Origin of the sequence: Devosia sp., assembly GCF_036563435.1 — a bacterium.
Taxonomy (GTDB): Bacteria; Pseudomonadota; Alphaproteobacteria; order Rhizobiales; family Devosiaceae; genus Devosia.
In genome coordinates, this window is the sequence record NZ_DATCMJ010000012.1 from 275,488 (window position 1) to 295,840 (window position 20,353).

A 20,353-nucleotide genomic window follows, 5' to 3' on the forward strand; every position below is an offset into this window, starting at 1 on the left:
TCATAGCGCGGGGTGCGGAGCAACTGTCACTGGTAGCCCAGGGCGGTAAACTGCGTGTCAAACCACCACCAGCCCACGAAGCTGAGCACCGCCACCAGGGCGAACGCGGCCCAGCCCTTGGCGGTGAGATTATCGTGATTGGGGGTACGATAGTCGAAGCTTTCGCCAAAGATCAGGAATGCCAGGCCAAACACCAGGCAAAGTGGCACAAGGGCAAAGACGCGGAGTTCATAATGGACTTGCGGGACAGCGGCCTGCGCCTGCTGCAACGGCCACCACAGGAACACGTAGAAAATCGCCGCCCCAGTCAGCAAAATCGCCAATCCGCCAAGTCGTGCCCACATCGAAAAGCCCCCGCATGCGATCGGCGCGGAGACTGTCACGCACAGGCACGCCGATCAATGATGGGCGTGCTGTTCCTGGTTCCGCTTGCGGGTGGCCGCGGCCTTCTTGGCAGATGCCGAACGTTGGGCGGCGGTCCGGCTAGCCGAGGCCTTGCCACCATTGTGGGCGGCCGGATGATCGGTGTGCTTGCCGCGGCCGGAGCCGGATTTCTTGCCGCCACCATCATCCTTGTTGACGGTGGCCCAGGCGCGACGTTCAGCCTCTTCGTGCGATACGCCCCGGTCCTCGTAGCCCTGCTCGATATGCTCGGCCTTGCGCTTCTGCTTGTCGGTATAGGCGGATTTGTCACCCTGTGGCATGACGCCCTCCATGAGTGGGTGAGACCTGCGCGGGCGGGATAAGGGCTCGGCTGCCGATTCGTTGGCCGGGGCGGGAAACCGGAAAAACCATCCCCGTTCCCTATGCCGCCGCGTCCGGTTGACGCGCGCAGGTCTCTGGGGAGGCAATCGCTGAGCCGGAAGATGGTTCCCGGCTCGATTACGATAGCGGTTTGCTGAGGAAGGGCGAGCCGCGTCGCACAAAGCGCCACGGCGTCTCCACCCCCTTGGTGATGCCGATGCGTGGACCGGTCGCCACGTCTTGGCTTTCGCTGGCCGGCAACAGCTCGAAGGGCAGCGCATCGAGCGGCAAGCCATTGTGGCCGATGTCGACGCCCAATGCCTGGCAGAGCTTGCCCGGTCCCGAACAAAGCTGGCGCTCCCCCAGGCCCCCACGCCGTTCCTGCATCAACTCGAGACCGTGCCTAGGTTCCAGCGCCCGCACCAGCACGGCGCTGCCGGGTTGGCAAACGAAGTTGAGGCACCAGTGAATGCCATAGATCTTGTAGACATAAGCATGGCCCGGCGGACCAAACATCGCCCCATTGCGCAGCGTCGGCCCCTTGAAACTGTGTGACGCCGGGTCAGCCTGGTCATAAGCCTCGACCTCGACCATCGGCCCGCCAATCCCCTCCACCAGCAGCGTCACGCCGATCAGGTCACGAGCCACTTCAGCGACGGGGCGGTCGAAGAATGATTTGGGGAGAGTCATTGGGGCACTATAGCCGTGATCCACAGGTCGTTAGCCGTCATCCACAATTCGTCACCCCCGGGCTTGACCCGGGGGCTCTGTACTCTGGCGCTTTCCATTCAGCACAGTCCGCTCGGGTCAAGCCCGAGGGTGGCGGTCGGTGGGTAAGCTCCCAGCCTAATCCACCCGCCCCCGCGCTGCCACCGGCACCGTCTCGACCACTTCCCCACCGCGCACCAGATGCACCTGGTCGAACAGGTTAGTCACCGGGCAGCAGTGATTGGGAATGATGCGGATCTGTTCGCCAATCTTTGGACCACCATCCGGATAGGCCGAAACGTCCAGCGTGCCGTGCTCCTCGCTGAGGCCCACAACCTTGGCGTCGGGATATTCGACCACATAGCCATGACCGACCAGCCCGAGCAGATCGCTGGTCAGCGCCTTGGAGCCGGCATCGACGATGGCACGGCCGGTCGTGGGGTGCGACACCACGGTCGCCAGCACGGTCAGGGCGCAATCATCGAAGCTCGCAGCACCGGCGGCAACCTGCGAGCGATCCATGTAGATATAGGTGCCGGGGCGATATTCCGTGGCGACGCCCGCCTCATCGGCATGCCAGATATCGGGCGTTCCGCCGGTTGTGATGGTGGGCAGGGCGATGCCTGCTGCCTCGAACATTGCCTTGGCCGCCGCGAGCCATTCGGCGGCCTCGCGGTATTTGCCCGCTGCGGGGTAGGTCATGAGGCCCGCCAGGTCCAGCCCAGGCGCGGCGATGATAGCGCGCGCGAGATCGAGCGCCGCCTCCGGCGACTGTACGCCGCAGCGCCCCATGCCGGTGTCGCACTCGACAAACACCCCCAGCGGCTTGGACGCATCGGCGAAAGCCGCCGCAAGTCCTGCGACGCATTCGTGGCTATCTGCCACGACGCGGATGGTCACCCGGTCATGGAGCGCGCGCAGCCGCTTGAGCTTTGCCGCGCCGATGATGTTGAAGGTCAAGAGCATGTCGCTGATGCCGGCATTGGCCATCACTTCGGCCTCGCCCAGCTTCTGGACGGTGATGCCGACGGCGCCCAGTTCGATGGCGCGTTGGGCAAAGCGCGGCAGCTTGTGCGTCTTGATGTGGGGACGAAGCTTCAGGCCGGCCTTGTCGGCAAAAGCCTGGGCGCGCTGGAGATTGCTTTCGGCCCGGTCGAGGTCGACCAGCACGCAAGGGGTATCGAGTTCACAAATTGCAGTCATTTGCCCCTGAGGACCTCATCAACGAAACGCAGGTTGCCCGCCGTCAGACCGGCGTCGACCGGCAGCACCGTTCCGGTGATACCCGAAGCGGCATCGGAGCAGAAGAACACCGCTGCATTGGCGACTTCCATCGGCAGGACCATGCGACCGAGCGGATAGTGCGGCAGGACATTGTCGAGCAGGCTTGGGTCCGCCGCGAGGCGATGGTCCCAGGCCGGCGTGCGGACCGAGCCGGGACAAATCACGTTGGAGCGCACGCCCTCCCCGCCACGTTCGACGGCGATGGCCTTGCTATAGGCCACCAGCCCCGCCTTGGCCGCCGAATAGGCCGGGTTGCCAAAGTGGCCGAGGGCATTGACCGAGGAGATGAAAACCACGCTTCCCCTGCCCCGTTCGGCCATGGCGGCAACGATCGGGTCGGTCATGGCATAGGCGCCGTTGAGGTTTATCGCCAGTTCCGATGCCCAGACGTCATCATCCACCTGCCCCAGATGCTCGGCCTTGGTAAAGCCGGCATTGGAGACAACGGCGTCAGGCAGGCCATGCTCCTGCAGATACCGGCTGACCGCGGCACGCGTCGCCTTGGCATCGGCCTGGTCGAACAGAAGCTGCCCGGTCAGATCAAGTCCCTTCAGCATGCCCGCCTCGCGATCCGCGCCGATCACGCTGGCACCGGCATCGCGGAATGCCCGCACCAGCGACTGGCCAATACCGCCACCGGCGCCCGAGATCAGGACGCTCTTGCCGTCGAGGCGGAATGGCGAGGTCATTGCGGGTCCTTATAGGCCACGCATTCGATCTCGACCTTGCAGTCCACCATCATGTGCGACTGCACGCAGGCGCGGGCGGGCGGATGTTCGCCGAAATAGCTCTTGTAGACCGCGTTGAAGCTCCAGAAGTCACGCGGATCATCGAGCCAGACGCCGCAGCGCACCACATGCTCGAGCCCGTAGCCGGCCTCTTCCAGAATGGCGATGACATTCTTGATGGTAAGATGCGTCTGCTCGACGATGCCGTTGCCCACGATCTCGCCATCCTTCATCGCCACCTGGCCCGAGACGAAGAGGAAGCCCCCGGCCTCCACCGCTCGCGCGAATGGCAGGTTCTGACCACCGGCACCGGCTTTCTCTGCTCCATAGCGTTTGATCGGCATCTTGTCCCTTTCTGAAACTCAGTTTCTTTTCGACACACACTAGGCTACCCATCGAGGCGAACGGCACCCAAAATCTGCTCGAAAATGTAAATTTCTTACGTGATTGACCCCTCAAGCTCGTGCTAGCGTGCAGCGACATGGCCTCGTGCCGACGCTAACATTGTGTGAGCATTCTGTGCGCATTTTCACGGCCGCTCTGGCTACAGAAACCAACACCTTTTCCCCCATCGCCATCGACAAGCGCGCCTTTGAAGCCTCGCTTTATGCCCGGCCTGGCGAGCACCCGGAAACCCCCACGCTGTGCACGGCGCCGATTACCGTAGGCCGCGAGGTCTGCGCGCGGGAGGGCTGGACCCTGATCGAAGGCAGCGCAAGCTGGGCCGATCCGGCAGGACTTGTGGCGCGGCAGACCTTTGAAGAGCTCCGGGACGAGATCCTCGACCAGTTGCGCGCCGCGCTGCCGGTAAACGCCGTAGTGCTTGGCCTCCACGGCGCCATGGTTGCGCAAGGCTATGATGATCCCGAAGGGGACCTGCTTTCCCGCGTGCGGGAAATCGTCGGACCCGATGTCCTGATCTGCGCCGAACTCGACCCCCACTCGCATCTCACCGCCAAACGAGCACAGGCCGCGGACTTCTTCGTCTACTTCAAGGAGTTCCCCCATACTGATTTCGTCGATCGCGCCCGTGACCTCTGGAGCATCGCCGCCCGCACCCTCAAGGGCGAGATCAAGCCGGTCATGAGCATCTTCGACTGCCGCATGATCGACGTGTTCCCCACCAGCAAGCAGCCGATGCGCGGGTTTGTTGACCGCATGTTTGCCCTGGAACAGTCCGAGCCGGGCCTGCTGTCGCTTTCGGTCGTCCATGGCTTCATGGCCGGCGACGTGCCCGAAATGGGCACCAAGGTGATCGCCGTCACCGATGGGGACGCGGCCAAGGGCGCGGCGCTCGCCGAAAAGCTCGGGCGCGAACTCTTTGCCATGCGCGGCACCTTCATGGTGGCACAGGTGGACGAAACGGTTGCAGTCGAGACAGCGCTCACCGCACCCGCAGGGCCGGTGGTGATTGCCGACGTCTGGGACAATCCGGGCGGCGGCACGGCGGGCGACGCCACGGTCATCCTGGCCGAACTCATCCGGCGCGGCGCCACCGATGTTGCTGTCGGCACGATCTGGGACCCGATCGCTGTACAGATCTGCTTCGCCGCCGGCGAAGGCGCTAACATAATGCTGCGTTTCGGTGCCAAATCGGCACCATATACGGGCAATCCGATAGACCAATATGTCACCGTCCGCCGCCTCGTGCGGGGCGCGCAGATGCGCTTCGGCGAAAGCTACGCTCCCTTTGGCGACGCTGCCTGGATCAGCTTTGGCGGCATAGACGTGATCCTCAACTCCACCCGCGCGCAGAGTTTTGACCCGTCGCTGTTCTCGGCGATGGGCATCGATCCCCGATCGCGCAAGATCCTTTTGATCAAGTCCACCAACCACTTCTACGACAGCTTCAGCAAGATCGCCTCGCAGATCATCTACTGCTCGGCCGGCAAACCCTATCCTAATCGCCCTGCAGAAACGGAATACCGCAAGGCCCGCCGCGATATCTGGCCCATGGTGGAGAACCCTTGGGGGTGAAGCGCGTCGTTCTTGTCTCCCACCGACCGTCACCCTCGGGCTCGACCCGAGAGCTCTCTACTTAGCGTGACGAACGGCAAGTGAAGTACCCTCGGGTCAGGCTCAAGCGTGACGTCCGGATGAGGTCGTCGTGTCCTGCTACTCAGCCGACCAATGGCCGTACATGATCGGCATCAGGCCGACCAAGGCCTGGAACCGGTCCCAGCTTTTGCGCTCGGGCGTGGTCCAGCCTGACTCCGCGATCGCCGAAAGGCGCGGAAAAACCAGGCGGTCGAAGATAGCCCGGTCGGTCATCGACTCGCTCCAGATGCAGGCCTGGATGCCCAGGAGATGCTTGAGTCCCTCTTCGGACATGCCCTCGCGAGACTCGAACTCATAGGTCTCCTGCGGCCCCGACCAGCCGGCCCAGCCTGCACCCGGCTCAGCCCAGGCCACGCCATTTGCCATGTCGAGATAGTAACGCTGCCCGGGCGAGACGACGATGTCATAGCCGCGCTCGGCAAGGGCGGCGTTGATCTCCACATTGCGCCAGCCGATGACGAAGGACTTGTCCTTGTCCACGGCGTCGCCATGGGCCGCTTCTTCCCAGCCACCGGTAATGGCGCCCTTGCTCGAAATGTAGTCGTGCACGCGGCGGATGAAGTGGGCCTGCAGCGCCGCCGTGGGCGAACCCTCGATCTCATCGGCACCGTGGTGATTGCCGAGCTGGTTGAACTGCGCCTCGTGCTTCTTGCGCATTTCAGGGCCGGAAAGCTTTTCGATCATATCGAGCGCCAGCGGCGATCCGGACCAGGCAGCAAGCGGCACTTCGTCGGCACCCAGATGGAAGACACCGGCCGGGAAGAGCTCGAGCATCTCGTCGACGACGGTCTCGACGAACTTGTAGACCGGCTCATGAGCCGGGTTCAGCGAGTTGTTGGGGAAGCCCTGGACCGACTGGTATTCACCCTGCTCGTTGGGGTCGCGGAGTTCGGGCAACGCCTGGAGCGCCGCGTAGAAGTGGCCCGGCATGTCGATTTCGGGGATGATCGAGATGGCGAGGCTATCGGCCAGGGCGACGATCTGGCGGATGACATTCTTGCTGTAGTAGCCGCCCGTGGGATGCGGCCCCGAACCCAGGAGCGGCGGCAGTGCCTTGCCGTGGCCACGCCAGGCGGCGACTTCGGTCAGCTGCGGATAGGCATCGATCTCAACGCGCCAGGCCTCGTCTTCGCTGAGGTGCCAATGGAACTTGTTGAGCTTGTTCCACGCCATCAGCTTGATCAGCCGGCTGACTTCGGCGCCGGAATAGAACTGCCGGGCGACGTCCAGGTGGCAGCCGCGATAGCCGAAACCCGGCTCGTCGGTGATGGTGCCGCCGGTGGGGAAGACAAAGGTCTGCGGATATTGCTTGGCACCACGCAGGACATGGCCAATGGTGACGAGGCCGTAGAACATGCCTTGGCGGGTGCTGGCCTCGACAGTTGCCCCAGCTTCGCTGAAATGCACCTCATAGGCTTCGGCAGGCATGCCCGGCTTGTGGCGAATAACCACCGGCATCCCCGCCTCCGAGGCGGGCCGCACCAGGCCTTCTACCGGAAACAGATCATCCACCAGGCCTGCAAAGGCCGCAGCCGCACGACCGGCATCATCGCCCTCCGGCTGCAGGTCGAGGCCGGGAGGGGCGACGCGCGCGCCTGTCGTTGCAACCGACCTGGGCCACGGAATGATCGAGACCGGCACCGGCGCCTTGGCCGGAACCGGGAACTTTACGGCGCCCTTAAGAAGCGGCGAATTGTGGCCCTTGCCCCTGGTCGGGGCTGTCGGCAGCGGAACCAGGGTGCCATCGCTCAACACGACATAGCCGCTATTGGCGCCATCGCTCCAATGACGCAGGCCATAGGAGAGGCCACGTGCCGTCGAGGTCCAGGTCTGGCCAGGCTCGAGCACAAGCCCGTCGGGCGGGGCGATCAGCGTGTGGTTGGACAAGCGCTTGAGCAGCTTGCCGTTTTCCAGCGTCGCGTGCGGATCGATGCGCGCTGGCCCGGAAAAGCCAAGCTGGAAATCACTGACCGCCTCGTCGCCGGTATTGGTGAGCTCGATGCCATAGCCAAGCGGCTCGCTATCGGTGGCCGGGGTCCAGGTGGTGACGAGGGAGAAGGATATGGTCATGGTCGACTCGCTGCAGTTTGGTGCCACGCCCTCGTGGTTCGAGGCTCGTGAAGAACTCGCACCTCACCATGAGGGCTATTTAGGATCCGCACCACGAGTAGCCCTCATGGTGAGGCGGGAGCGAAGCGACCCTCGAACCACGAGGGCGTATCGCTGTCTTTTTCAATCCCCCAAGGGCTGGGCATCGTCGCCGTCGCGATTGACGACGAGCTGATGCTTGATGCGGCGCATGGAGGCGATGGCGGATGGGCCGAGGCGGGTCGCGATGGTTTGCGCCAGGACGTCCACGGTAGCTAGAAAGGCGTAGCGGCCCGGCGTGGGGCGGAAGATGTCCGTGTTCTCGTGCCAGTTGACGGGCAGGAGGATGTCGGACTGCGCCGAGACCATCGAAGCCGAGCGCGTCACCACGATGCGTGTATGGCCATATTCGCCGGCAACGGTCAGCGCGTTGGCGAGCTGGGAATTGTTGCCCGAGAGCGAGAAGGCGACGATGACGGTGCCAGCGGGAGCGGCGGCAGCCCGCATCATCTGCAGCTGGTGATCGTCGCTGGAAGCAACCTTGAGGCCGAGGCGGAACAGACGCGCCTCGACTTCACCCGCCATCATCGACGAGGCCCCGCCAGAGCCAAAAGACAGGACGAAGCTGGCCTTGGAGATGCTCTCAGCCGCCCGCTCCACGGCGGCGAAATCGAGATGATCGAAAGTATCGTAGATGATGGACTGGATGCCGTTAACGACACCTTGAGCGATCTCGTGCACGCTGGATGGGCCAGCGGTAGGCGCGAAGTAGCGCTGTCCGACAAAGCGTGACTGCGCCAGGCGTACCTTGAAATCGGCATAGGAGTCGCAGCCCAAGCGCCGGCAGAAGCGCGTCACCGTGGGCGGCGACACGTCCGCCTGCGCGGCAAGGTCGACAATGCTCATCTTGAGCACGCTGTCCACATCGGCCAGCACGATCTCGGTCAGCGCCCGTTCCGAACGGGTAAAAGCGTTCTTTTCGGTCTGCAACAGGCCGACGATGTCCGACATAGCCTGCTCCCCCCGAGCCTTCTGTGGGATCAGTAGACCGCCATGCCCGCCTGGTCGAAGAGGTGAACCTGACCCAGCGAGAAGCCGATCTCTACCGGAGTGCCTTCCTCGACCTTGGGATCCCCCTCGAAGAGGCCGATGAAGTTCTCGCCAGCCGGCAGGTCGGAATAGAGCACCGTATGGATGCCCAGATGCTCCACAATGCGCGGGGTGACCTTGAGCGTGAACTCGCCCTGGCCAAGCTTCAGGTGCTCGGGGCGGATACCTACGGTGACGCTCTGCCCGGCACCGATGCGACTCTGGCGAGGCAGGTTGAGCGTACCCAGCGCTCCCAGGTCGATGACTGCCGTGCTGCCATCGGCAGACTGCACCGAACCGTTGATGAAGTTCATCTTTGGCGAACCGATAAAACCGGCAACAAAGAGGTTGTCGGGGCGATGGTAAAGATCGAGGGGCGAGCCCACCTGCGAGATGGTGCCAGCGTCGAGCACCACGATCTTGTCGGCCATGGTCATGGCCTCGACCTGATCGTGGGTGACGTAGATCATGGTGGAGCCTAGCCGCTTGTGCAGCTCCATGAGCTCGATGCGCATTTCGGAGCGAAGCGCGGCATCGAGGTTGGACAGCGGCTCGTCAAAGAGGAAAATCTTCGGCTGGCGGACGATGGCGCGGCCGATGGCAACGCGCTGACGCTGCCCGCCGGACAGTTGTCCTGGGCGATGCTGCAGCCGCGGCTCGAGCTGCAGCACTTTGGCAGCAGCATGGACACGCTTGTCGACCTCCGCCTGCGGCAATTTTTCGACGCGCAGCGGGAAGGCGATGTTTTCGTAGACCGTCATATGCGGGTAAAGCGCATAGGACTGGAACACCATGGCGATGCCGCGTTGCACGGGCGGCAGTTCGTTGACCACCTTGCCATCGATAGAGATGTCACCCTGGGTGACGTCCTCGAGCCCGGCGATCATGCGCAGCAGCGTGGACTTGCCGCAGCCCGATGGGCCGACAAAGACCACGAATTCGCCCTCGGCCACCTCGAGATCGATGCCCTTGATGATGCGCGCCTCATTGAAGGACTTTTCGAGGTGCTTGAGGCTCAGTTGCGACATGGTGCGCATCTCCGGTCGGCGGGCTTTGCCCGTAGGCTGGCGGGGGGGTGCCGCCGCCCCTGAGGGCGACGGCGGGTTTGTACAGGCGCTTACTTGTACTGATCGAGTTCGCCAGCAGCCTTGGTCAGGGCATCCTGCGGCTCGGCAGCACCGGTGACCACGGATTGGACCATTTCGATCATGACGTTCTGGAAGCCGACGTAATCGGTGAAGAGCGGCTCCGGCCCACCATATTCGATGCCGTCGATGAAGGGCTGCCAGTGCGGCTGCTCGGCGACCAACTTGTCGACCTCGGCGGACGGACGCAGGGGTGTCAGGCCACCTTCGGAGAGTTCATAGGCCAGCTGGTTTTCAGGCGACGTCAGGAACTTGCCGAATTCGATGACCTTGTCTTCCTGGCCGGTGCCCTTGAAAACGGCGAGCGAGTCGGTGATCAGGAGCGTGCCGGGACCCTGGGCATTGGGGCCGGTTGGAAGCGGAGCGACGCCCCAGTTGAGACCGGCTTCGGTGCCGCGGACGGCGCAGCTAACCGCACAGTGGAGCATGGCAACGCCACCATCGAGCCAGATCGAACGCACTTCGTTCTGCTCGTAGGCAGTCGGGCCTTCTTCCGAATAAGGAACGATGTCCTTGAAGGCCGTGAGGGCTGCAAGATTCTCTGGCGAGTCGAGGACGATATTGCCCTCGGCGTCGATCACCTGACCACCATTGGTGTAGATCCAGTGGAGGAACCAGTGAACGGTACCGTCAAAGGTCTTGGCGACCATGCCGAAACCGGCAGCGTCTGTCTTTTCGGTGATCTGCTTGGCGAAAGCGATCTCTTCTTCCCAGGTCTTGGGAGGCGTCTCCGGATCAAGGCCAGCCTGCTCGAAGAGGTCCTTGTTCCAGAAGAAGGCCTTGGTGGAGAAGGCGACCGGAATGCCCCACTGCGTGTCGTCGAAGGTGACGGTTTCCGGCACGTAGTTGTAATAAGCACCCTTCTCTTCGTCCGTCATCGGCACAGGAACGATAAGGTCGTTCTGGGCGAACTGCTTAAGGGTGCGAGAGCCGACATAGGCTATATCAACGGGGGTACCGGCAACAGCCAAGGTCGTCACTTTGTCCTGGCACTGTGCCCAGCCGACGAGTTCCGGTGCCACCGGGTAATCGGGGTTGGCAGCGGTCCATTCCTCGAAGAGCTTGGTGTAAACGGGGGTCACCACATCGCCGCAGAGGATGATGTTGATCTCTTCGGCTGCGGCGACGCCGGCCAGGCCCGTGGTGCCGGAGAGCGCCGCAAGCGACGCCAGCACAAAGCCTCTAGTCTTGTTCATTCTTTAGTCTCCCTTGTTGCACGCCCGAAGGCGCCTTCCCTCTCGCCCGCCCCTAGGGACAGGTCGAAAATCTATTGTTTGACCGCCCCCGCGGTCAGGCCTGCCACGAGGTAGCGTTGCAGGAACAGGATCACGATCATCACCGGCAGGATGCCTACGAAACTTGCGGCCATCAGTTCATTCCACTGCACTTCCTGCTTGCCGAAAAAGGCAAACAGACCGACCGGCAATGGCATGAATTCTGTCTTGCTGTTGAAGGTCAGCGCAAAGATGAACTGCTGGGCATAGGCGCCGATGAAAGTCATGATCGCGACCACCACGATGCCGGGCATCGCGAGCGGCAGGATGACCCGGCGCAACGTGTAGAGACGCGATGCGCCATCGACCCAGGCGGCCTCGTCGAGCTCGCGCGGAATGCGCAGCATGTAGGTGCGAAGGAGCCAGATCGAGGACGGGATCAGGAAAGCAGCACCGGGCACGATCATGGCCCAATAGGTGTTGAGCAAGCCAAAGCCGCGCATCAGGCGGAACAGCGGAATGAGCAGCACCGCACCCGAGAACATGTTGACCGCCAGGAACATGCCGAGCAGCATTCCCGAGGCAGGAAACTGAAAGCGTGCAAAGGCATAGGCGGCCGGCACCACGATAGCGATGACGATCAGCGTCACGACCGTGGAGATGAAAAAGGAATTGAAGATGTGCATGCCCAGCATGGGGACCGAGGTCCACATGTTCACATAGGCATCAAACGAGGCATTCTCTGGGATGAAGCTGTAGGGCGTCGAGAAGAGCTGGGCCAGCGGCTTGAGCGAGACCAGGAACCCTTCGATGAAAGGCGACAGGACGAAAAACAGGAAGACGGCGATGCCGAGGTAGATCGCGGCATATTCGTACCACTTGTAGCGGTCGATCATGGGCTTGGCAGTGCGCACCCGCTGCCTCGGCTTGACGATGGCAGGGCTATCGGCGGCAGCAATCTCGGTCGAGCGGGCCATGTCGGTCATTTGGCTTCTCCCTGAGACAGCTTGCGGACGGCGCGGAAGTAGATGAGGCAGAAGATCGACACGAAGATGCAGATCACCACGGCGCGGGCCGCGCCTTCGCCATATTTGCGGCTGCCCATGGCGGTCTTGTAGGTGTCGATGATCATGGTCGTCGTCTGACCGGACGGCCCACCATTGGTCAGGATGTAGATGATGTCGAAGCTGTTGAAGGTGGCGATCAGTGAAAGGAGGCTCATCGTGATGATCGCCGGCAACATCAATGGCAGCGTGATGCGGCGCCAGCGGTAGAAGCGGCCGGCACCATCAGTCCAGGCAGCCTCATGCAGATCCTTGGGGATCGACTGCATGGAGGCCAGGAAATAGATCGTGACCATCGGCACGCCGATCCAAACGTCGGTGACGATCGTGGCCCAGAATGCGGTGTCGCCGTAGGCCAGGAACGCCACCGGACCGTTGACCAGCCCGAAATTCTGCAGCAGGCCGGAGATCATGCCGAAGTTGCCGTTATACATCCATGCCCACATGTAGATGCCGATGGCCATGGGCACGATCCAGGGCGGCATGGTGAGGACGCGAAAGAGGGCCTGGCCCGGCACAGCGGCATTGAGCAGGACCGCTCCGAACATGCCGATGATCATCTTCAGCGAGACGGAAAAGAACGTCCAGATCAGGGTTCGGATGATGACTTCGGTGAAATTGCCGGCCGTGAAAATGCGCTGATAGTTGGCCCAGCCGACGAAGTCGTAGGTGGGGCGGAGCGCCGCATTGGTGAACGACAGGACGATTGTGTCGAACAGCGGATAGGCGACGATTGCCAGAATATAGATCAGGGCTGGAGCCAGCAGGAGAAGGGCGAAGGTGACGGCGCTGCGGCTGCTGGTCATGTCACTATCCTCAGTTGGCTCGTCCGAGCGCAGCATCATATTGCTGCCAGATCGGGGTCATGTCGACCACGCTTCGCGTGCGCATTGCCTGATCCATCGACAGCGCCAGGAGGCCTGCCTCGAGCGCGTCGGTGACCGACACCGGCAGCGACACGCCCTCCAGCATGTGTTTGAGGATGTCTTCGGCCATCTGCTCATCGGCGCCGTAATGCACGCTGAGTTCGCTCGGCTTGTAAGCGGTGTCGACGATACGATCGGAGGTGCGGCTGTCGGTGACGCGCAGGAAATTGCGGATGAAATCGCCCTCAGCCATGCCCTTGACGCCCATGACGGCAAAACGGCGGAAATCGTCGGGGACGTTGAGATTGGTGTGGAAGGTCAGTGCGGCGCCGTTCTCATACTGCACCATGGCCGTCTGGAAATCGATGATGTCGCCATCGCTGTCGAAGACCTTGTCCGAACCCTCCCAGCCGGAGGGCTTGCGATGGTAGACTTCCATGTCGTTGATGCCGACATTGGTTGGCGCATTGGCCGGCACGAAGGTGCGGCGGCCACCGAAGCTCGAGACATATTGCGGCCGGCACCCCATGACGCCGTTGTAGAGGTCGAGGTCGTGGCAGCACTTTTCGAGCATGAAGCTGCCCGAGTAGCGCTCGTAACGTCGCCAGTCGCGCATGAAAAAGGCGCCATGATAGGGCGGAATGTGCTCGGAGGCTTCGATGGAGGTGATGTCGCCCAGCAGTCCCTCGGCCTGTGCCTTGCGCAGGTCGACATAAAGCGGCGCATAACGCAGCACGAGCCCGACCATCACGTTGTCGGAGCCATATTGCGCGATCAGCTTGGCCAGTTCCATGGTCTCTTCGACCGTGGTCACCACCGGCTTTTCGGTGAAGATCTTCATTCCGCGTTCAAGGCCGATGCGGATGTGATCGAGGTGCAGATGATTGGGCGAACCAACCATCAGCAGGTCGAGCTTCTCGCTGTCGAGCATTGCCTCGAGCGAGGGAAATGACTGACCAACGTCGACGCCGTGTTCAGTGGCGTAGGAGAGACCGGCAGGCGCAGGATCGACATACCCGGCAATCGAGAAATCGGGCCGTGCCGCGGCAAATACTCGCGCCAGGTAGCCCAGTCGATAGCCGAGGCCGATAATGCCTACCCGCATATGCAATTCCCTGCCTATTGATCGCCGACTTCTGATGAGCCGGCACTGCATTCTGTAAACGATTTTCAAGACTAGGATCGTTACGAAAACAATGTCAACACGAATTTGTCACGTGTTCAATACCAATTTAAGCCACGTGTACGATTTGCCCATTGAGGCAGCTTGATGCGCGATTTCTGGGCGTTTTCTGCGCCTCAAAGGGGACCGACGATGTGGACAAGCTCACCTAAAAGATGCAGCATGGCGCAATTGGTATTCATCTGGGCTCTTGGGAGCTGTTTCAGTCAGATGTCACCGATGAAAAAATGAAACACCCAGCCGCTCACCACGAGCCGACACCACGACGAGATCCCAATGGCCAGCATCAATCCTTTCCCCAACGACCCTGACCGGAGTGCGATCTGGACTATGCTGGTGGAGCGCGACATTGCTGCCTTCGTCGCGGCCGATTGGAGCATGGTGGACGGCGACTTCGTCAAGGAAGGGTTCCTCGGCATCAACGGCAAGAAGTCCGGCAATCCGGACGACTGGCGCATCAGCTTCCCGACACTTGAGGCCTATCGCGACGATTGGATCCGGCAGGCCAGGGAAAGCCAGAAGCTTGACTATGCCGAAGACGTTCTTGCCGGCATCCATCGCGCAACCAGCCTCACCGAGATCGAAATCAACGGCGACATCGCCATCGCGCACAAGAAGTTCGACGGCGAGATCAAGCTCACGGACGGTGGCAAGGACACCCTGAACTGGCAGACGCTGTATTTCTGCCGCAAGGTCGAAGGCGTGTGGAAGCTCACCGGATTTGCCGGCTACCTGCCCTATCCAATGGGATCAGCTGCTTCCAGCTAGGCCGGCCGCTCTTGGCTTCTGATCGCCCCCAGGAGCTTAGGCTCTTCTCAAGGAGCGTCCCGCAAACCTGAGGCCACAATGCTGTCGCCGCAACGCCTGACCATGCTGATCTTCTTTCTGCAGCCGATTGCCTTTGGGGCGTGGCTGCCCCGCATACCCGAGGTGCAGACCGCTCTGGGACTGGGCCCGGCGGCCCTGGCACTGGCGCTGCTCGGCCTGCCCTGTGGCACGCTGCTGACGCTGCCCTTTGCCGGGCCCCTGGTCGGCCGCATCGGCGCTCGCGCTGCAATCATTTCCGGCTTTGTATTCTACACCGCGGCCGTCAGCTTGCCGGCCCTTGCACCCGATCCGGCGCTGCTCTTTGTTGCGCTGATGCTGGCAGGCTCCTCGATCTCTTTTGTGGAACTCGGGCTCAACGTTCAGGCCGATGCCGTTGAGAAGGGCACGGGTGCCACAATCATGACGACGTCGCACGGCTTTTGGTCGGTCGGCATCATGGTCGGCAGCCTTTTGGGGTCGGCAATGGCCGGCATCGACATCTCGGCGCAGTGGGCCATTCCGCTGGTTGCTTTCCTGGTGCTGCCGATAGCACTTCTGGTCGCCAACCGCCTGCCTGTTTACCCGGAGCCCCCGCAGGCGCCTGGCGAACAGCGTTCGGCCTGGGCGCTGCCGAGCTGGGCACTGCTGGGCATCTGCTTTTTCGTCTTCGGAGTAACCATGACCGAAGGGGCTATGGCAGATTGGTCGGCCATCTTCCTGCGCGATGCGCTTGGTGCTGAGGGAGGCCTTGTCGGGCTCGGCTACTCGGTTTTCGCCATGATGGTGGCGGCGGGGCGCTTTGGTGGCGACACGCTCAAGCGCCGGTTCGGCGCGGTCACGACTGCCCGGATTTGCGGTGTGCTGGCAGTGGCAGGGGCTGCCCTCTTGTATATCGCGCCTAACGAGGCGATCGCCCTCGTTGCCTTCGCCATCATTGGTGTCGGAGTATCCGTTGCGTTCCCATTGGCGGTCACCGGAGCGGCGGGGATCGGCGATCGGGCCGCTTCGGCCAATGTCGCCGTGCTGAGCTTTGTTGCGCTGCTCGGCTTCTTGGTCGGTCCGCCGGTGATCGGCTTTGTCGCTGAACACGCGGGAATACGCCTGGGCATTGCCTGCCTCTTGCCCGTGCTATTGATAAGCCTGCTGCTGACCGGCCGGCTCGCCGTTCGAAACAAGCCCACTCACAATCCTGAAGCCGAAATAGCCGGAGTGCTCTGATGCGTATTGCCGTTGCTGGCCTGCATACCGAATGCAGCACCTATAATCCCGTGATTGCCCGCGAGGCCGACTTCCGGTTGTTGCGCGGCCCATCCATGCTCAAGGATGCCTATTTCGATTTCCTGACGCACTTCCCCGCCGAGTTCATCACCGTGCTGCATGCGAGGGCCATTGCCGGTGGCCCGGTGGAGGGGGCGCTCTATGCCCGCTGGAAGCAAGAAATCCTCGATGGGATTGCTGCCGCCATACCGCTCGACGGCGTCTATCTCGCCATGCATGGCGCCATGTTCGTGGAAGGCCTGCATGATGCCGAAGGGGACTTCATTGCCGCCGTGCGCGAACTGGTCGGACCGGACGTGCTGATCGCCGCAAGCTATGATCTCCACGGCAATGTCAGCCAGCGCATCGTCGACAGCCTGGATATCTTCTCCACCTACCGGACCGCGCCACATATAGACGTGCCTGACACGATGCGCCGCGCGGTCACCATGCTGGTGCGGGCACTCACCACCGGTCAGCGCCCGGTCCTCGCCTGGGCGCCGGTGCCGGTGCTCCTGCCCGGCGAGCGTACGTCGACACAGGACGAACCGGCTCGGACCTTCTACACCCAGCTACAGGCGGTGGAGGACCCCACCGGCATTTGGGACGCCTCCTTCCAGGTGGGCTATGTCTGGGCCGACGAACCACGCGCCACGGCCTGTGCCGTGATTACCGGCACCGATCGCACGGCGATGAGCGCAGCCGCGCAGCACCTGGCGCAGAACTACTGGGACATCCGCGAATACTTCGTCTTTGGCACCAGGACGGGCTCGATCAGCGAATGCGTCCAATGGGCGGTCACGGCCGAAACGAGCCCCGCTGTGCTCGCGGAATCGGGAGACAACCCAACTGGCGGCGGCGTCGGTGACCGCGCAGAGGTCCTGGCTGAACTGATCGCCCAGAACGCGCAGGGCGTGATTTTTGCAGGCATTGCCGACAAGGCAGCAACTGACGCGGCCTATGCTGCCGGCGTCGGTGCCCAGGTGCCGCTAACCATTGGCGGCAGCCTTGATCCATCGAGCCGCAAGGTCGAGGGAACGGCGGAAGTGATCTTCCTGCTCGAAACAGCGGATGTGCGGCTGCGCGAAGCGGTGGTGCGCATCGGCGGCATCGACCTCGTGCTGACGGCGCGGCGCCGCCCCTTCCACAACATCCCCGACTTCACCAAGCTGGGCCTTGACCCCCGCACGGCCAAGATCGTCGTAGTGAAGTCCGGCTATCTCTCCCCCGATCTTGGGCCCATCGCCAATCCCAGCTTAATGGCGCTTTCGCCCGGTGTGGTGGACCAGTTCGTCGAGCGGCTGGAGCGCAAGCACAAGCGCGAGCCGCAATATCCATTCGACCAGAACTTCACCTTCACGCCCAAAGTGCTCTGGTCGGCGCGCGCCGGCGCGTAACCATTCCCTCTCCGGTGCGTTGCCCAGCAAACACGCATCGGAGACAGAGATGGAATTCGACGGCAAGGTAGCGCTGGTGACCGGCGCAGGCTCTGGCATCGGTAAGGCAGCGGCGGTTCGCCTGGCTGAGGGCGGCGCCAAGGTCGTGGTGGTGAGCCGCACGCAGGAGGAGATCGACGAGACCCGCGACGAAATTAAGGCCGCAGGCGGCGATGCCCTTTCTGTGGCTGCTGACGTATCCGAGCAGGATGACGTCAAGAATGTCGTCGAGCAGACGCTCAGCACCTATGGGCGCATTGACATCGTCGTCGCCAATGCCGGGATCAACGGGATGTGGGCGCCCATCGACGATCTCAAGGTCGACGAATGGGACAAGACCATCCGTGTCAACCTGCGTGGCACCTATCTCACGCTGCACCACACGGTGCCGGCGCTCAAGAAACAGGGCGGCTCGATTATCATCGTGTCCTCGATCAACGGCAACCGCACCTTCACCTCGCCGGGCGCAACTGCCTATTCGGCGACCAAGGCGGCCCAGGTGGCCATGGCCCAGCAATTGTCGCTGGAGCTGGGCGACGACGGTATTCGCGTCAATGCGGTCTGCCCGGGCGCGATCGACACCGAGATCAGCGACAATTCACAGCAGCGCAATTCCGACGAAGCCGAAGTGCCTGCCGAGTTCCCCGAGGGGGATATTCCCATCACCGGGGGTAAACCGGGGGAGAGCAAGGACGTCGCCGACGTCATCGCCTTCCTCGCCTCGGACGCCGCCCGGCACGTGACGGGTGTTCCCATCTATGTCGACGGCGGCCAGTCGCTGCTGCGGTAGGGCGCGCCTCCTAGTTAGACCGGGCCCCACTTCGCCTCCCCCTCCGTGAGGGGGAGGAGTTTTCCTAGCAATCGTGGCGAGATGATGCCACGTCCCGGACCTGCTCCTCCCCCTTCCAGGGGGAGGGTGGGAGGGGGTCAGTACGTCAGGTCAACACCACATGCTGAGTGAGTTCCTCGATCGTCGTGTCCGCCTTGGCAACATCGCAGACCTTGGTGCCGTGGCTCATGATCACGAAGCGGTCACAGACCTGGTAGGCATGGTAGAGGTTGTGCGTCACAAGCACGCTCGACACTCCCTCCTCCTTGAGCTTGAGCACCTGATGCAACAGTGCTTCAGTTTCCCGCACCGAGAGAGCCGAAGTCGGCTCGTCGAGCAGCAGGACGCGACGTTTGAAGAAGACGGCACGAGCAATGGCGACCGCCTGCTTCTGGCCACCGGAGAGATCGCCCACCAGCTTGTCGGGCGAGTCGATGCCCGAGATGTGGACGGCGCTCTCCAGCACTTCCATCGCAATCTCGCGCATTCGCTTGAGGTCGAGGAAGCCGAAGCGGTCGGTGAGTTCACGCCCGAGGAAGATGTTCCGGGAGATCGAGAGGCAATCGACCAAAGCCGTGTTCTGGTAGATGGTCTCGATGCCGGCATCGGCCGAGTCACGCCGGCTGGCGAAGTCCTGGCGTTTGCCGTCAACTGAGATATAGCCCGAGTTCGGCCGATGGATACCGGAGAGCATGTTGACCGTGGTCGACTTACCCGCGCCGTTATCGCCTAGAAGCCCTACCACTTCGCTGTGACCCACTTCGAAGCTGAGATCGGTCAAGGCCTTGAGCGGGCCGAAGGTCTTGTTGATGTTGTGCAGGGCTAGAAGGCTCATGATGCCGCTCCCCGACGATCGAGACCGTGGTTGAAGATCGAGGCCACGACGATCAGCGTGGCGATGAACATGTCGAGGTAAAAGCCCGGCGCCCGCATCAAGAGCAGCACGTCGGTGATGGTGAAGATCAGCATGACCCCAAGAAAGACGCCTAGGATCGAGCCGCGGCCGCCGCGCAGCGACAATCCGCCAATGACGCAGGCGGCGATGGCCTGAAGCTCGAGGCCGGCGCCCTGGCCCGGCTGCACCGAGCCGACGCGCGTCGTGGCCAGAATACCAGCGAAGGCAGCCATGAAGCCGGCAATGGCAAAGGTGATGAGCTTGATGCGATTGGTGTTGACGCCAATCGCCGTTGCGGCGGAGCGGTTGCCACCCGTGGCAAAGACATGGTTGCCGAAGCGATGCCGATGCAGCAGCGCCCAGAATATCAGGCAGAGCGCGATGAACCAGATGAAGGCAGCGTTGATGCCCAGCACCGTGCCGCCGAACATGGCGCCGAAAACCGGATTGGGATCGAACCGCACCTGAACAGCGCCGTTGAGCAGGAGCACGGCACCGCGCCAGAACAGCAGCCCGCCCAGGGTAATGATGAAGCTGGGGAGGTTAAAGCGCAGCGTCAGCGCGCCGTTGCAGAGCCCGATCGCGGCGCCGATCAAGAGGCCCACTGGAGCGGCCAGGAAGGCATCGACGCCATTGCCGACCAGCATGGCCATCACCACGGCGGTGAAGGTGTAGACAGAGCCAATAGACAGGTCGAACTCGCCGGCGATCATGAGCATGCCGGCGCCAAGTGCCAGGCAGCCAAGCACGGGCACAGATCGCATCATGATGCCCATGTTCTGCGGCGAGAGGTAGCGGAAGTCCTCGGGAAACAAGAGGCCTGCGATGATGCAGCCCAGCTGCACCAAAACGAAGACCAGCAGGATCGCTCCGGCGGGCATGTCGAGGAGGGCGTGAAGCCTATCGGCAGGCGTGCGCCTGGGCATAGTGGCGCTTACGTGAGTCATGTCGGTCACGG

20 protein-coding genes are annotated in these 20,353 nt (G+C 62.5%); 5 read left to right on the forward strand and 15 right to left on the reverse strand.

Features of this window, described 5'->3' with window-relative positions; genetic code table 11:
- Positions 1-26: 26 nt before the first annotated feature.
- The 6 genes from VIL88_RS07340 to VIL88_RS07365 form a co-directional block, all read right to left on the reverse strand.
- A complete protein-coding gene (locus tag VIL88_RS07340; protein WP_331987351.1) occupies positions 27-344 on the reverse strand; it encodes a hypothetical protein in 318 nt (105 codons plus the stop codon).
- A 54-nt stretch (positions 345-398) separates the two neighbouring features.
- Complete coding sequence (locus tag VIL88_RS07345; RefSeq protein ID WP_331987352.1) at positions 399-704, reverse strand: plasmid stabilization protein; 306 nt, start codon at positions 702-704, stop codon at positions 399-401.
- Positions 705-882: 178 nt separating this feature from the next.
- Positions 883-1,434 (reverse strand): DNA-3-methyladenine glycosylase, encoded by a 552-nt coding sequence (locus VIL88_RS07350; protein ID WP_331987353.1) that lies wholly within the window; start codon positions 1,432-1,434, stop codon positions 883-885.
- A gap of 156 nt (positions 1,435-1,590) precedes the next feature.
- Positions 1,591-2,655, reverse strand: coding sequence for a D-TA family PLP-dependent enzyme (locus VIL88_RS07355; RefSeq protein WP_331987355.1), 1,065 nt, complete (start codon positions 2,653-2,655; stop codon positions 1,591-1,593).
- Positions 2,652-3,425, reverse strand: a complete 774-nt coding sequence (locus tag VIL88_RS07360) for an SDR family oxidoreductase (RefSeq protein ID WP_331987357.1) — start codon at positions 3,423-3,425, stop codon at positions 2,652-2,654. The genes VIL88_RS07355 and VIL88_RS07360 overlap by 4 nt, the downstream gene beginning before the upstream one ends.
- Positions 3,422-3,808 carry a RidA family protein gene (locus tag VIL88_RS07365; protein WP_331987359.1) on the reverse strand — a complete coding sequence of 129 codons (387 nt, stop codon included), beginning with the start codon at positions 3,806-3,808 and terminating at the stop codon, positions 3,422-3,424. Before VIL88_RS07365 ends, VIL88_RS07360 begins: the two co-directional genes overlap by 4 nt.
- A gap of 175 nt (positions 3,809-3,983) precedes the next feature.
- Here VIL88_RS07365 and VIL88_RS07370 point away from each other — a divergent pair, with 175 nt between their 5' ends.
- Complete coding sequence (locus VIL88_RS07370) at positions 3,984-5,441, forward strand: M81 family metallopeptidase (protein WP_331987361.1); 1,458 nt, start codon at positions 3,984-3,986, stop codon at positions 5,439-5,441.
- A gap of 138 nt (positions 5,442-5,579) precedes the next feature.
- Here VIL88_RS07370 and VIL88_RS07375 read toward each other — a convergent pair whose 3' ends face one another.
- The 7 genes from VIL88_RS07375 to VIL88_RS07405 all read right to left on the reverse strand — a co-directional run bounded on the left by VIL88_RS07375 (position 5,580) and on the right by VIL88_RS07405 (position 14,093).
- Positions 5,580-7,592, reverse strand: a complete 2,013-nt coding sequence (locus VIL88_RS07375) for a beta-N-acetylhexosaminidase (RefSeq protein ID WP_331987363.1) — start codon at positions 7,590-7,592, stop codon at positions 5,580-5,582.
- Between the two features lie 162 nt (positions 7,593-7,754).
- Positions 7,755-8,621, reverse strand: a complete 867-nt coding sequence (locus VIL88_RS07380; RefSeq protein ID WP_331987365.1) for a MurR/RpiR family transcriptional regulator — start codon at positions 8,619-8,621, stop codon at positions 7,755-7,757.
- Positions 8,622-8,650: 29 nt separating this feature from the next.
- Positions 8,651-9,727, reverse strand: a complete 1,077-nt coding sequence (locus tag VIL88_RS07385; RefSeq protein WP_331987367.1) for a sn-glycerol-3-phosphate ABC transporter ATP-binding protein UgpC — start codon at positions 9,725-9,727, stop codon at positions 8,651-8,653.
- An 89-nt stretch (positions 9,728-9,816) separates the two neighbouring features.
- A complete protein-coding gene (locus VIL88_RS07390) occupies positions 9,817-11,040 on the reverse strand; it encodes an extracellular solute-binding protein (protein WP_331987368.1) in 1,224 nt (407 codons plus the stop codon).
- A gap of 71 nt (positions 11,041-11,111) precedes the next feature.
- Positions 11,112-11,954, reverse strand: coding sequence for a carbohydrate ABC transporter permease (locus tag VIL88_RS07395; RefSeq protein WP_331987518.1), 843 nt, complete (start codon positions 11,952-11,954; stop codon positions 11,112-11,114).
- A gap of 86 nt (positions 11,955-12,040) precedes the next feature.
- Positions 12,041-12,928 (reverse strand): sugar ABC transporter permease, encoded by an 888-nt coding sequence (locus VIL88_RS07400; protein ID WP_331987370.1) that lies wholly within the window; start codon positions 12,926-12,928, stop codon positions 12,041-12,043.
- 10 nt (positions 12,929-12,938) lie between these two features.
- Positions 12,939-14,093, reverse strand: coding sequence for a Gfo/Idh/MocA family oxidoreductase (locus VIL88_RS07405; RefSeq protein ID WP_331987372.1), 1,155 nt, complete (start codon positions 14,091-14,093; stop codon positions 12,939-12,941).
- 354 nt (positions 14,094-14,447) lie between these two features.
- Here VIL88_RS07405 and VIL88_RS07410 point away from each other — a divergent pair, with 354 nt between their 5' ends.
- From VIL88_RS07410 to VIL88_RS07425, 4 genes are all read left to right on the forward strand, one after another.
- Entirely contained in the window at positions 14,448-14,939 is a 492-nt protein-coding gene (locus VIL88_RS07410; protein WP_331987374.1) for a hypothetical protein, read from the forward strand.
- Positions 14,940-15,017: 78 nt separating this feature from the next.
- Positions 15,018-16,196: an MFS transporter gene (locus VIL88_RS07415; RefSeq protein ID WP_331987376.1), complete on the forward strand. Its 1,179-nt coding sequence runs from the start codon at positions 15,018-15,020 to the stop codon at positions 16,194-16,196.
- On the forward strand, positions 16,196-17,632 hold the full coding sequence (locus tag VIL88_RS07420; protein ID WP_331987378.1) for a M81 family metallopeptidase: 1,437 nt from the start codon (positions 16,196-16,198) through the stop codon (positions 17,630-17,632). Before VIL88_RS07415 ends, VIL88_RS07420 begins: the two co-directional genes overlap by 1 nt.
- A gap of 49 nt (positions 17,633-17,681) precedes the next feature.
- Positions 17,682-18,461 carry an SDR family NAD(P)-dependent oxidoreductase gene (locus VIL88_RS07425; RefSeq protein ID WP_331987380.1) on the forward strand — a complete coding sequence of 260 codons (780 nt, stop codon included), beginning with the start codon at positions 17,682-17,684 and terminating at the stop codon, positions 18,459-18,461.
- Positions 18,462-18,606: 145 nt separating this feature from the next.
- On the opposite strand, the gene VIL88_RS07430 is transcribed toward VIL88_RS07425, so the two are convergent.
- Together VIL88_RS07430 and VIL88_RS07435 are read right to left on the reverse strand one after the other, a co-directional pair.
- Complete coding sequence (locus tag VIL88_RS07430; protein WP_331987382.1) at positions 18,607-19,335, reverse strand: ATP-binding cassette domain-containing protein; 729 nt, start codon at positions 19,333-19,335, stop codon at positions 18,607-18,609.
- On the reverse strand, positions 19,332-20,321 hold the full coding sequence (locus VIL88_RS07435) for an ABC transporter permease (RefSeq protein ID WP_414650117.1): 990 nt from the start codon (positions 20,319-20,321) through the stop codon (positions 19,332-19,334). Before VIL88_RS07435 ends, VIL88_RS07430 begins: the two co-directional genes overlap by 4 nt.
- Between the last annotated feature and the right edge of the window lie 32 nt (positions 20,322-20,353).